At 69.1% G+C, this 13,300-nt stretch carries 7 protein-coding genes; all 7 read right to left on the reverse strand.

Going from position 1 to position 13,300, the window contains the following annotated elements; genetic code table 11:
* Window positions 1–59: 59 nt before the first annotated feature.
* The 7 genes from HEP73_RS13920 to HEP73_RS13950 all read right to left on the reverse strand — a co-directional run bounded on the left by HEP73_RS13920 (window position 60) and on the right by HEP73_RS13950 (window position 13,250).
* A complete protein-coding gene (locus HEP73_RS13920) occupies window positions 60–2,429 on the reverse strand; it encodes a glucosidase family protein (RefSeq protein WP_185820435.1) in 2,370 nt (789 codons plus the stop codon).
* Window positions 2,430–3,089: 660 nt separating this feature from the next.
* Entirely contained in the window at window positions 3,090–3,398 is a 309-nt protein-coding gene (locus HEP73_RS13925) for a flagellar basal body rod C-terminal domain-containing protein (protein WP_185820436.1), read from the reverse strand.
* 40 nt (window positions 3,399–3,438) lie between these two features.
* Window positions 3,439–4,983: a DUF5597 domain-containing protein gene (locus HEP73_RS13930; protein WP_255423797.1), complete on the reverse strand. Its 1,545-nt coding sequence runs from the start codon at window positions 4,981–4,983 to the stop codon at window positions 3,439–3,441.
* Between the two features lie 143 nt (window positions 4,984–5,126).
* The gene (locus HEP73_RS13935) at window positions 5,127–7,460 is read right to left on the reverse strand and encodes a S9 family peptidase (protein ID WP_185820438.1); all 2,334 of its coding nucleotides are present in this window, start codon (window positions 7,458–7,460) and stop codon (window positions 5,127–5,129) included.
* Between the two features lie 114 nt (window positions 7,461–7,574).
* A complete protein-coding gene (locus HEP73_RS13940) occupies window positions 7,575–9,146 on the reverse strand; it encodes an APC family permease (protein ID WP_185820439.1) in 1,572 nt (523 codons plus the stop codon).
* Between the two features lie 451 nt (window positions 9,147–9,597).
* Window positions 9,598–11,424 carry a DUF885 domain-containing protein gene (locus HEP73_RS13945; RefSeq protein WP_185820440.1) on the reverse strand — a complete coding sequence of 609 codons (1,827 nt, stop codon included), beginning with the start codon at window positions 11,422–11,424 and terminating at the stop codon, window positions 9,598–9,600.
* A complete protein-coding gene (locus tag HEP73_RS13950; protein ID WP_185820441.1) occupies window positions 11,421–13,250 on the reverse strand; it encodes a DUF885 domain-containing protein in 1,830 nt (609 codons plus the stop codon). Before HEP73_RS13950 ends, HEP73_RS13945 begins: the two co-directional genes overlap by 4 nt.
* Window positions 13,251–13,300 lie beyond the last annotated feature (50 nt).

The following is a 13,300-nucleotide window of genomic DNA, read 5'->3' on the forward strand; positions in this document are numbered from 1 at the left end:
AACGTGCGGAATATCGCACTGCGCGACGCGCAACGGGACATTTCCGACTTTTTCGCCACTCAGCCGTAGGCGGCCGAAATCGTCATTTCCCGCGCCGCGCCGGCGGGCACCTGCACGCGCTCGTCGCGCGGCCCGGACAAGGCCACCGCCCGCCCGTCGATCAGCACCTCGCGCAGCTGCGTGCCGGCCGGCACGCGCAGGGTCAGCCAGGTCCGCGCCGGCGCCTGCGCCGGCAGGGTCAGCGTGCCGTCGATGCGCTTGCGCGCCGGATCGCCGCGCAGCGTCAGCGACACCGCGCCCCAGCGGGTCGGCGCGGCGGCGATCGCGATCTCCTCGCCGCTGCCCAGCCACTCGCGCGGCAGCGCACGCGCCAGGAACAGTTCTTCGCCGGCGCTGTCCTCGAACACCAGCATCCAGCGCAGCAGCAGCGGGATGGTCATCTGCGCCGGGATGCAGAACAGCGGCATGCCGCCGGTGATGCCGCTGACCTCGCCCGCGGTCCAGCTGCCGCGCGTGTGCACGTGGTAGCGGTGCGCGTACAGGAACAGCAGGTATTCCTCGATCCGGTCCAGGCGCAGCAGTTGCTGCGCGTAGCCGTAGGAAATGAAACCGAGCAGATCGCGCCCTTCCGGCGTCGGCGGCGCGATGTTGCCGACCACGCCGAGGCTGGTGCCGCCATGGCCGCGCACGCAGTCGATGACCAGGTGTGCGAGGTCGGCAGGCAGCACGTCGGCCTGCAGCAGTTCGGCATAGGCGCGGTGCGGCCAGCCCTGCTCGCTGGGACTCTCCTGTTGCAGCGACTGGCGGAAAGTCAGTTTCACTCCCGGCAGCGGGCCGATGTAGGCCGGCTTGAGGTCGCGGCGGATATTGGCGCGCAGGGTCTTGTGCAGTTGCGCGGTCAGTTGCTGCGCGCGCCGCTGCCACTGCGTCGCGACAGCTTGCGCGCCCGGCCCGGCGATCGCGGTCCACACCGCGGCGATGTCCTGCCAGCCGCGGATCGCCAGCGCGCTGTTGGCGTAGTACGGCTTCCACCACAGGGTCGGATCCGGGAACAGACACGCATCGGATTCGTTCCAGCCATGGATCAGGCCGTACCCGGGCGTTTTGGTTGGCAGCTTCAGGCTGGCGTCGTGCAGCTCCAGCAGCACCTGCACCGTCGCTTCGATCTTGCCGCGGTGCTTGCGCAGCAGCGCCGCATCGCCGGTGTAGCGCAGGTAGCGCGCCAGCAGCGACAGGGTCAGGCCGAACTGGCCGGTCTCCGCGCCGCGCATGTTGACCATGCCGTCGGGCTGCACGAAGTCGCTGAAGTAGCCGTCCAGCACCGCCGCGGCCTGGGCGAAGCGGCCCCACTCCAGGTTCGCGTACAACGAACTGGTGAAGGTGTCCTGGAAGCCGTCGTATTCGTTGCCGTAGTAGTCGCGATCGACCGCGCCGTACTTCGGATAGGTGCCGCCGGGGCGCACCACCAGTTCGCGGGCGAAGGCGAAGCGCGCCATGTCGCTCCAGCTGGTGTCGGGCAATTGCGCCTGCACGGTGTCGGCGAGCAAGCCCTGCCAGTAGCCGGCGAAGGCGAGCAGGCCGCGGTAGAAGTCCTCGGCGCTGCGCGGGCCGCGCCGCGGCGGGTAGTCGGGATAGCTGTAGCCATACACCACCTTGATCACCTTGCCGTGCTCGACCAGCGCGCTGCGGTGCCAGGTCTGCACGATGAAGCGGTCGGTGGCGAGCACGTCGGCGAACAGCAGCACGTCGTAGTAGCGGCCCTCGCCGGCCGGCACCACCTTGCGCACCGCCGGCATCCAGCCGCCGATCAGGCCTTCGTGGCGGCGCGCGACCAGCTCGGCCTTGCCCAACTCGGGAAAGGCGTGCAGCGCACGATAGGCGCGGGTGCGCCCGTCCGGATACACCGGCATGGTGTCGGCGCATTCGCGGGTGCCGACGAAGGTGGTCCACGGCAGGCGCCCGTTGTAGTCCTTGGGATCCAGTTGCGAGGCCGGCGGCGGCGCCGCATCGCGTACTTCGTCCATGCGCGGATCGCCGTCGCGCAGCAGGCGGTCGGCGAGCAGGTCGGCTTCGGCCATTGCGACGTCGGCCAGCTTCATGCCGAAATACGGCGCCTGCGCGCTGGGGTAGACCGCTTCGGTGCGCTTGCCGAGCACCAGCGCGCCGCTGGGGCCGAGCAGGGTCAGGTCGCCATCGGCGCTGCGCAGGTCTTCGTACACCTGCCACTGCGCGCCGGCCTCGGTGAAGCGGCATTGCAGGGTGTGGCCGGCGAGCGCATCGGCGGCCAGCGGCTGCAGGCGTGGCGCCGCCGGCGTTAGCGGCGTGGCCGGCGCGGCGTTGGCGGGTGCGGCGATGCCGCCGGCCAGGGCTTCGACACCGGCGACGGCGCCGACCGCCAACCCCTGACGCAGGAAATCTCTCCGATCCATGTACCGTCCCCCGATGAGCAATAGCGCATCATCGTGCGCCGCAGGGACGGCGACGTCTTGTGCGCTGTGTCGAGGATCGGTGCGGAAAATTGCATAGCGTTGGGTGGCGCAACGGTGGCTGCACCGGGCTTCGCGGGTACTTTCAGGGTTAAACAGGAGCAGGTGCGCGAGGCTGCGCCCGGACCCTCATCCGCCCCTGCGGGGCACCTTCTCCCGAGGGGAGAAGGAACGGCGGGCTAGCCCCTCTCCCACCGGGAGAGGGGTTGGGGTGAGGGTACGGCGCGAAGCGTCTTGCGGAGTTTGGGTGCACGAGGCTTCGCCCGGACCCTCATCCGCCCCTGCGGGGCACCTTCTCCCGAGGGGAGAAGGAACGTCCGACTAGCCCCTCTCCCACCGGGAGAGGGGTTGGGGTGAGGGCCGGCGCGAAGCGTCTCGCGGAGTTGGTGCGCGAGGCTGCGCCCGTACCCTCATCCGCCCCTGCGGGGCACCTTCTCCCGAGGGGAGAAGGAACAGCCTTAGCCCTCTCCCACCGGGAGAGGGGTTGGGGTGAGGGCCGGCGCGAAGCGTCTTGCGGAGTTGGGTGCATGAGGCTTCGCCCGTACCCTCATCCGCCCCTGCGGGGCACCTTCTCCCGGAGGGAGAAGGAAGAGCGGCGTGGCCTCAGGCCAGGACGTCGAGCAGGCTGCCGATGGTGTCGTCTGCCGCGCGCAGCACCCGCGCGTTGGCCTGAAAGTCGTTGCGTGCGGACAACCCGCCGACCATGTCGTCGACCAGGTCGATGCCCTCGCCGCCTGCCGCCTGCACCTGCACGCTCACGCCGCCGCCGGGCGCTTCCTGGTTGGCCGTGACCTGGCGCTGGAAGCCTTCGGTGGCGGCGTTGGCGACATTGTTCGCGCGCGCCTGCAGGCCGGAGGCGGCGGCGCGCATGCCGGACAGGGCGATCGAGGACACCGAGGCGATGGAACTCATGCGCGTTTGCTCGTCGGGCGGCCGCATTGCGGCCGCAAGGTCAGTAGGTTCCCACGGTCACCCGCAGCACGTAGGGATCGCTGCGCCGGAAGTTGAGCCCGTAGTCGGTCTCGTCGCCGTTCAACAGGCGCACGAACCGCCACTGGCCATCGACGTAGCGGCCCTGCTCCACGCGCAGCAGTTGCCCGTACTTGCCATCGGCACGGTCGCGCACAAATTCAACGCGGGAATTGAATCCTGTGACCAGGAACACGTTCGGCTGCAGTTCCTGCACCAGCGCGCGGCCATCGTGCTGCGGCGTGCCGGGCAGGAGCGCCGGCGCCTCGCCCCAGCCCGGCGCGCCGAACGACACCTGCGCCTGCCAGGGCCCGAAGCGCAGGCTCTGCTTGGGCACCCCCGCCTTCTCCACCGCCGCCTGCAAGGTGCCGGCGAAGGCGCCGGCGGCCAGTTCGCGCTGCAACGGCGCGAGCAGGCCGAAACCGGCCGCGTGCGCGGCGATCGCCGCCTGGTTCTCCGGCGTGTCCTCGTTGCCGTCGATGCCGAACACCGAGAACCCGATGCCGCCGCGGCCCAGCACGTGGAAGTGGTACGGCGCAGTGGCTGCCTCGAAACCGGTCTCCGAGACCCAGGCCGGGTTGTCGGCGCGCGCGTACTGGCCGACCACCTTGGTGTATTCGTCGTAGTCGCTGGTGTAGATGTCGGTGCCGATGAAGTCGATCGCCGGCGTGGCCAGGCGCCACAGGTCGAACACGTTCCAGGTGGCACCGCCGGCCGGGTATTCCTCGCCGGGCTTGGTGCGGCCCTTGTAGCGCAGCCAGGTGTTCACGTACAGCGGCAGCGGGTACGCCGCCTTGCCTGCGGCGGCGACCTGCTGGATGTAGCTGGCGTTGCTCCAGGCGCTGAACATCTCCTCGGCATCGCTTCCGAACACCTGACTCCAGCTGCCGGCCGGCTTGCCCAGCCGCTGCAGCACTTCCGCCGGCACCGCGGCATCGAACGCGCGCTCGCCGGCGGCGCCATGGTCGCGCACGGTGCCGATCGCGCCGGGCTCGTTCTGCACCTGTACCGCGATCACCGTGTAGCGGCCGGCGTCGATCTTGCGCAGGTGCTGCATCAGCGCGGCGAATGCGCGCGCGTCGGCCTGCACATTGGCCGGTGCATGCGGCGACAACACATCCACCGGCTCGCCCTTGGCGTCGCGCATGCGCGGATACGTGGCCGGATCGCGCTTGATCCATTCCGGCACGTAGTGCATCTGCCCGTTCTTCCAGGTGCCGAACCACAGCACGATCAAGCGCAGCCCGCGCGCGCGGCTCTGCTCGACCAGCGCATCGACGTTGCGGTAGTCGTAGCGGCCCGGCTCCGGCTCGAACTGTTCCCAGTACACCGGCGCCTCGACCGTATTGGCATGCAGCGCCTGCACCGCGTCCAGCGCCTGCGGCAACACCTGCGGCCAGGCGCTGGAGTTGTGCAGCTGCGCGGCCATGATGCTGTACGGCGCGCCATCGACGAACAGCGCGTGGTGGCCGTCGCGGCTGACGTAGCGGGGCATGTCTTCGGCGTGGGCGAGCAGCGGCAGCAGCATGGCCAGCACGGCGTAGCGCACCAACGAGGCCGTTTTTTGTAGGAGCGGCTTCAGCCGCGACACCGACGCCGAATGGATTCTGGTTTCGGAAACATCTGTCGCGGCTGAAGCCGCTCCTACAAGGGCATGCGGACGGCGTTCGATCATTTCGCTCCTCCTGCGGAAATCGCATTCCAGCGCGGCGTCTGCGCGCCCAGCAGATGCCGCACGAAGAAGTCGTACTGGCGCCGCTGCACGTAGTCGATCGGGCCAGTAGAGCGACCTACCGTGTGCTCGCCGCCGGGCACGTTCAACAGGTCGAAATCCTTGCCGGCCTTGATCAAGGCATCCACCACCTGCGCGGTCGAGGCCGGATCCACGTTGCTGTCCTGCTCGCCGACGATCAACAGCAATTCGCCACGCAGTTTGGCCGCGTTGTCCACGCCGGAGGCGGCGGCGTAGCTGGCGTCCACCGGCCAGCCCATCCACTGCTCGTTCCAGCTGATCTTGTCCATGCGGTTGTCGTAGCAACCGGCGAACGCCACGCCCACCTTGTAGAAGTCCGGATGCCGTTCCAGCGCGCCGAGCGTGCTCTGCCCGCCGGCCGAGGCGCCGTAGATGCCGACGCGGGAGATGTCGTAGGACGGATCCTGCGCGGCCAACGCCTTGTGCCAGGCGATGCGGTCGGGGAAACCGGAATCGCCGAGGTTCTTCCAGGCCACGTCGTGGAACGCCTTGGAGCGGTTGGCGGTGCCCATGCCGTCGATCATCACCACGATGAAGCCCAGGTCGGCCTGCGCCTGCATGCCGATCTGCTTGTCGCCGCCGGAGTGGTAACCGAACGGCCAGAAGGTCTTGGGCACGAAGCTGTCGTGCGGGCCGGCGTAGATGTTCTCGATCACCGGGTATGTCTTGTGCGGGTCGTAGTCGCGCGGGCGCACCACCATGCCCCAGATGTCGGTGCGACCGTCGCGGCCCTTGGCCACGAAGGTCTGCGGCGCGCGCCAGCCGGCGGCCTGCAGCTTGCCGATGTCGCCGCGCTCCACCACCTGCAGCAGCGTGCCGTCGATGGCGTGCAACTCCATCAGCGGCGGCAGGTCCGGGCGCGAATGGGTGTCCACGTAATGGCGGCCGTCGTCGGCGATGGCCACGTCGTGGTCGGCGTCGGCGGTGGTCAGCCGGGTCAGGTGGCGGCCATCGAAATCCACCGCGAACAGCTGCCGGTAGTACGGGTCCTTGCCCGCATCCATGCCGCTGGCGGAAAACCAGATGCGGCGCTGCGCGTCGTCCACGCGCAGCACATCACGCACGATCCATTCGCCCTTGGTGATCTGTGTCTTGACCTTGCCGCTTTCGCCATCGAACAGATAGAGATGGCGCCAGCCGTCGCGTTCGGAGATCCACAGGATCTCCTTGCCGAGTCCGTCCACATCGTGGCGATAGCTGCGGTCGGCGTAGACGAAGGTCTTGGCGTCCTCGCCCACCGCCACGCGCGCGCGGCCGCTGGCCGCATCCACCGCGATCGCGCGCATGCGCTGGAAGCCGCGCTGCACATAGTCGAACACGAAGCTGCGGCCGTCGGTGCGCCACTGGATCGGCGACAGTTGGTACGGATTGGCGAACAGTGCATCGTCGATGGCGATGCGCCGCGCGCCGGCGCCCGTGGACACGCCGGCGAGATCGAACAGCACCGGCCGCTCGATATCCACCGCGTCGCCGGGCTTGGGATACAGTTGGGTACGCACGCGCGGCTGGCCGCCGCCGGGCGGCGCCGCCTCCACCCGCGTCACCCGCCGCGCGAAACCCGGACGCACCTTGTACACCGCAATCCGCTGCGAATCAGGGGACCAGGCCAGCGTTTCCGGATCGTAGAAATCGTCGGCGCGGCCGTCGGCGCTCAGGCGCAGCACATGGCCGTCGGCGACGCTGCGCAGCACGATATCGTGGCCGTCGGCGAACGCGTCCCAGCGCCCGTCCGGCGAACGCCGCGGCGTGTTGTCGGCGGCCACCGCCGGATCGCGGACCACGCCGAAGCCGCGCGGCCGCGGCTGCGGGCCGGCATCGGCGCGCGCGCAGACATAGTCGGCAAGCGTGCAGCGCCACGGCGCGTAGTCGATCTGGAACACGATCGCGGCGTTGTCGCGTCCGGCGTCGGCCGCATAGCTGAAGCGCTCGAACGGCAGCCGCAGCGCCGCGTACTCGGTCCCGGCCGCGGCGCTCAGCCCGCGCGCCAGCCGCAGCGCATCGAACGCCGGCTGCTTGCGCTGAGTGGCCACGTCCTCGAGCACGAAGGCGAAGCCGCCGGGCACCGTCTTGCGGTAATAGAACGTGCCGTCGTCGCGCCATTGCGCCGGCCACGCGACGTTCTCGGTCAGCGTCATCCACGCCTCGCGCAGGCCGAGCGAGCGCTGGTAGTCGGCGGCGCTGGGCGCGGCCTGGGCGTGGCCGGCAGCGATGGACGCCACGGCCAGCACGATCGATGCAGCGAATCTGTTCATTACGTTCCCATTCCCCCCTGAAACAGCTTTTTTTGTAGGAGCGGCTTCAGCCGCGACAGGATGTGTCAGCAAGTCTGTCGCGGCTGAAGCCGCTCCTACACAAGCGCGCACACCCTACTCCCCGTCGTCCTCCTCCAGCGCCAGCTCGTCGCTGCGCAAGCCGGTGCGCGCGCCCCAGTGGTAGCAGCCGAACGCGATCACCGCCACGCTCAGCGTGTCCCAGGGATGCGCGATCTGGCCGGTGCCGCCGAAGGTGCCCAGATAGGACACCAGCAGCACCAGCACGAAGAACCCGATCAGCCACAACGCGCCGCGCACCTGCCGCCACAGCTGCGCGCGTCCGGCCGCGCTCGGCAGCCGGTACAGCACATACAGCGCGAACATCGCGACCTGCAGGCCGAGCAGCCACGACAACGTGTTCCAGGTGGACCAGTAGACGATCAGCGCGGCGACGATGAACGACAGCGGGCCGAGCACGGCGAAGCCGCGCAGCAGGAACGGCCGCGGCAGCTGCGGCGCACTGCGGCGCAGCGCGGCCACGGTCACCGGCGCCACCGCATAGCTCAGCACCAGCGCCGCCGACACCACCTGGATCAGCGTCTCCCACGACGGGAACGGCAGGGTCCAGAACACCGACAGCGCCAGGCTCAGCCACAGCGCCGGACGCGGGATGCCGGACTTGGCGTCGACCCGGGTCAGCACCGACAGGAAGCCGCCGCTGCGCGCCCAGCCGTAGACCACGCGCGGCGTGGCGTTCATGTAGATGTTGCCGGTGCCGCTGGGCGAGATCATCGCATCGCAGATCACCAGCGCCGCCAGCCAGCCCATGCCCAAGGCCAGCGCGATGTCGTGGTACGGCAGCGCGAACGCCTTGTCGATGCCGCCCCAGCCCTGGGTCAGGTACGCGGCCGGCACGCTGCCCAGGAACGCCAGCTGCAGCAGCACGTAGATGACCGTGGACAGCGCCACCGACAGGATCAGCGCGATCGGGATGTTGCGCTGCGGATCGCGCACCTCGCTGGCCACCGACACGATCGGGGTCAACCCCAGGTAGGCGAAGATGATGCCGCCAGCCGAGATCGCCGCCTCCACGCCGGCCGCGCCCGATGGCGCGAAGCCCTGCACGTGCAGGTTCTGCGGATTGAAGTGCGCCATCAGCAGCACAATCACCAGCACCGGCACCAGGAACTTGAACACGCTGACGATGTTGTTGGCGGTAGCGAAGGTCTTGACGCTGAAGTAGTTGAGCAGGAAGAACGCCACCAGCAGCGCCAGCTGCAGCAGCCAGCCGGCCACGCTGGGATGGGTGCTGCCGGCCTGGTTCAACGACGGGAACCAGGCCGCGGCGTACTGCCGCGCCGCCTCGACCTCGATCGCGATCAGGCTGGAGAACGCGATCAGGGTGATGAAGCCCATCAGCCAGCCGAGCAGCGCGCCGTGCGAATACTCCGGGTAGCGCACCACCCCGCCGGCACGCGGCAGCGCCGCGCCCAGTTCGCAATACACCAGACCCAGCAGCAGCACCGCCACGCCGCCGGCGATCCACGACACGATGCCGGCCGGGCCGGCGATGGCCGACACATGGCTGGCCGAGAACAGCCAACCGGAGCCGAAGATCGAACCGAGCCCGATGAAGGTCAGGTCGGTCAGGCTCAGACGCTTGTGGAACTTGCCTTGTGTGGTCATGGTGCCCCCGTTTGAAAGGTTGTAGCCGATTCCCAACTACCTGCAGCTGTCCCCTTCTCCCTGCGGGAGAAGGTGCCCCGAAGGGGCGGATGAGGGTACGAGCGCAGCCTCGTGTCGTTTCGACCGTATGAGGCTTCGCGCCGTACCCTCACCCCAACCCCTCTCCCGGAGGGAGAGGGGCTTAAAGCGATGCGCCCAGGTGCTTCCTGCTCCAATTGCAAACGTCCCTGCCCCCTTCTCCCCCCGGGAGAAGGTGCCCCGAAGGGGCGGATGAGGGTTCGGGCGCAGCCTCGTGTAGCTTCGACTGCATGAGGCTTCGCGCCGTACCCTCACCCCAACCCCCGCTCCGCGCCCCGGCCCGCGCCAGCGGCGCGGGCGCTCCAGAGCACGCGCGCCATTGGCGCGCAAGCTGTGCCCTGTCGCCCCGACGGGAGAGGGGCTTTGGTCATGACTATTGCTTTGGCGCCTCCTGCGCCCACGGCGACTTCCCGCCCTCGGCAATGAAACGATCGATGCGCTGCTCCAGCACCGGCAGCGGCACCGAGCCGGTTTCCAGGATCGCGTCGTGGAAGGCGCGGATGTCGAATTTCTCGCCCAGCGCGGCCTCGGCCTTGCGCCGCAACGCGATGATCTTCAGCTCCCCCAGGTAGTAGGACAGCGCCTGCCCCGGCCAGGCGATGTAGCGGTCCACTTCGGTGGTGACCTCGTGCTGGCTCAGCGCGGTGTTGTCGCGCAGGTAGGCCTGCGCCTGCTCGCGGGTCCAGCCGTAGTGGTGGATGCCGGTGTCGATCACCAGCCGGCATGCGCGCCACATCTGGTAGGTCAGGTAGCCGAAGCGGTCGTACGGCGTGTCGTACAGGCCCATCTCCTGCCCCAGGTACTCCGAATACACCGCCCAGCCTTCGCCGTAGGCGGAGATGAAGGTGTAGCGGCGGAAGTCCGGCAGGTTGTCCTGCTCGGCCGCCAGCGGCATCTGCAGCGCGTGGCCGGGCGAGGACTCGTGCAGGGTCAGCGCGGTCAGGTTGTACAGCGGGCGCGACGGCAGGTCGTAGGTGTTGACCAGGTAGATGCCGGGGCCGCCGCGGCCGCCGGTGTAGAACGGCGCCAGTTCCGCCGGCACCGGTTCGATCGCGAAGCGGCGCCGCGGCAGGCGGCCGATGTAGTCGCCGACCTTGGCGTCCACCCGCTTGGCGATCCAGGCCGCGTCCTTCAGCAGTTCCTCCGGGGTCTTGGCGTAGAACCGCGGATCGGTGCGCAGGTAATTCAGGAACGCGGGGAAGGTCTGCTGCCCGGCTGGCGTCTTGAAGCCGCTGTCGGCGATGGTCTGGTCCATCTCCTTGCGCAGGCGCGCCACTTCCTTCAGGCCGACCTCGTGGATCTGCTCCGGGGTCATGTCCAGCGTGGTGTATTCGCGGATCTGCGCACGGTAGTAGGCCGCGCCATCGGGTACCGACTCGATGGCCAGCGCAGGACGCGTCTTGGGCAGGTATTCCTCGCGCATGAAGCGCAGCAGCTTGGCGTAGGCCGGCGCCACCTGCTTGGCGATCGCCGCTTGCGCTTGCGCACGCAACTGCGCCTGCACCGCGGCGGGAATCGTCGCCGGCATCTGCTTGAACGGGGCATAGAACAGGTTGTGCTCGCCCTGCGCCTGCGCGACTTCGGCGATCGACTCGGTGCGGCCGTCGAGGGTCACCTTCGGCTGCGCGAAACCGCGCGCCAGGCCGGCACGCATGTTGGCGATCTGCTCGTCGAAATAGCGCGGAATGTCGGCCAGCTGGCCGAGGTAGCGCTGGTAGTCCTCGCGGCTGTGCAGGGTGCTGCGCGCGGTGAAGCCCAGGTCGCTCCAGAACGCGCTGTCGCTGTTGAACGGCATCTCCCAGGCACGGAAATGCTGCTGGTCGAGCAGCACCTGCAACTGCTGCCGGTAGACCTGATAGTTCACCTGGTCCTGCGCCGACAGCTGCGTCGGGTCGATCGCCTCCAGCTCGCGCAGCGCCTGCTGCCAGTACGCGGTGCGCTGCTCCTGCGTGGCCGGATCCACCTTCGGCAGATGGTCGGCGGCCTCGCCCTGGCTGTCTTCGTCGTCGGCGCCGGCGGACTGCTGCTGGCGCCATTTCCACTCGCGCAGGTACAGCGCCTTGAAGCGTGCGCCGGCGTCGCTGCTCGCCGCGGCGGCCGCAGGTCGCGCGGGTTCGGCGGCAGTCGCGGCGCCCTGCCCTGCCAGCGCGCACAACATGGCCAGCAGCAGCGGCGCTCGGAGTCGGGAGTTCGGGCTCATTGCGGTTTCTCCGAAGTGGCGGATGCGCCGGCCTTGGCCTGCGCGATCCAGGCGTCGATGCGCGCGTCGAGCAGGTCCAGCGGCATCGCGCCGCCGCCGAGGATCTGGTCGTGGAAGGCGCGGATGTCGAAGCGTGCGCCGAGTTCGCGCTTGGCCTTCTCGCGCAGCGCCAGGATGTCCAGCTCGCCGAGCTTGTAGCCCAGCGCCTGGCCCGGCCACACGATGTAGCGGTCGGTCTCGGCCTGGATGCTGGGTTCGTCGTCGGACGGATGCGCGTGGAAGAAATCGATCATCTGCTGCCGGGTCCAGCGCTTGTAATGCACGCCGGTGTCCAGCACCAGGCGGTTGGCGCGCAGCAGTTCGCCGGCCAGGCGCCCGTAGTCGCTGTACGGGTCCTGGTAGAAGCCCACGTCCTTGCCCAGACGCTCGGCATACAGCGCCCAGCCTTCGACGTAGGCGTTGTAGCTGGATTGCTGGCGGAACGGCGGCAACGGCAGGCTCTGCGCCAGCGAGATCTGCAGGTGATGGCCGGGCACGCCTTCGTGATACGCGGTGGCCTCGATGTTGACCAGGGTGCGCTGCGCGTAGTCGCTGGTGTTGACCATCACCAGCGCCGGCTTGCTGCCTTGCGCATCGCTCTGCCAGTACTCGGCGCCCGGCGCGGTGCTGCGGAACTCGGCCATCGCGCGCACTTCCAGCGGCGTCTTCGGCAAGGTGCCGAACAGCTTGGGCAACTGCGGCTGCATCTGCGCGATGTCGTCGCGGTAGCGCTGCAGGATCTGCTCGCGCGAACTGGCGAAGAACTTGCGGTCGCGCGCCACCGCCTTGCGCAGCGCGGCCAGGTCGGTATAGCCGAGCTGCTTGGCGATGGCGCTCATCTCGCCCTCGATGCGCGCCACTTCGGCCAGGCCGATCTGGTGGATCTGCTCGGGCGATTTGTCGGTGGTGGTCTGGGTATGGATCGCGTAGCGGTAGCGGCGCTCGCCATCGGGCAGCGACCACAATCCTTCCTGCGCGCGGCCCTGCGGCGCGTATTCGTCGGCGACGAAATCGGCCAGCTTGGCGTAGGCTGGACGCACCTGCTGGTCGATCGCCGCGAGCATCGCATCGCGCAGGCGCGCGCGCTCGGCCGCCGGCACCGCATCGGGAAAATTCTTCAGCGGCAACGCGAACGGACTGTCGGCGCCGGCCGGCGCGGCGATCGCGCGCACCTGCTCCGGGATCCGCTCGAGCAGATATTTCGGCTGTACCAGCCCGTCCTTGGCACCGGCGCGCGACAGCGCCACGACCTGGTCGAGCAAGGCCGGGATCGCCTGCAGGCGCTTGATGTAGTCCTCGTAGTCCTTGACGCTGGCGAACGGGAACGCCTGCGCGTAGCCCGGCAGCGTCAGCTGGATGCCGCCAACCGGCTCCAGCGGCATCTCGTCGTTCTTCAGCGCGATCGCTTCCAGCCGATCGCGCAACTGGCGCAGCATCATCTGCAGGCTCAGTTGGTCCTGCGCCGACAGCGCCTTGCCGTCGATCGCCTCGAAACGCTTCAGGAAATCCGCGGTCGCCTGCCGCTCGGCCTGCAACGCCGCCGGCGAATAATCGCTCCAGCGGTCGTTGTAGCGCGTGTCGCCGATGATGCTGGCGAACTCCGGATGGTGTTCGAGCTGGTACTGCCACTGCGCGTCGAGCAAGGCGGCGAAGGCCTGGCCCGGCTGTTGCGTCGGCGCGCCCGCCGCGGCCGCCGGCTGCGGCGACGCGGGCGGCGTGGCCGGCTGGCAGGCGGCCAGCAACGCCGCGGCCAGCGCGCAGGGAACGAACAGGCGGGCGAATCTCATCGGCGGACTCCGGTAAGCGAATGGAACCTCTGCGGCGGCGCCGCGCCGGC

Origin of the sequence: Xanthomonas sp. GW (genome assembly GCF_014236815.1) — a bacterium.
GTDB lineage: Bacteria > Pseudomonadota > Gammaproteobacteria > Xanthomonadales > Xanthomonadaceae > Xanthomonas_A.

Coding starts and splice junctions, on each gene's coding strand:
- HEP73_RS13920 (WP_185820435.1), bottom strand. CDS start 2,429: ATGGATCGGAGAGATTTCCTGCGTCAGGGGTTGGCGGTCGGCGCCGTC.
- HEP73_RS13925 (WP_185820436.1), bottom strand. CDS start 3,398: ATGAGTTCCATCGCCTCGGTGTCCTCGATCGCCCTGTCCGGCATGCGC.
- HEP73_RS13930 (WP_255423797.1), bottom strand. CDS start 4,983: ATGCTGCTGCCGCTGCTCGCCCACGCCGAAGACATGCCCCGCTACGTC.
- HEP73_RS13935 (WP_185820438.1), bottom strand. CDS start 7,460: ATGAACAGATTCGCTGCATCGATCGTGCTGGCCGTGGCGTCCATCGCT.
- HEP73_RS13940 (WP_185820439.1), bottom strand. CDS start 9,146: ATGACCACACAAGGCAAGTTCCACAAGCGTCTGAGCCTGACCGACCTG.
- HEP73_RS13945 (WP_185820440.1), bottom strand. CDS start 11,424: ATGAGCCCGAACTCCCGACTCCGAGCGCCGCTGCTGCTGGCCATGTTG.
- HEP73_RS13950 (WP_185820441.1), bottom strand. CDS start 13,250: ATGAGATTCGCCCGCCTGTTCGTTCCCTGCGCGCTGGCCGCGGCGTTG.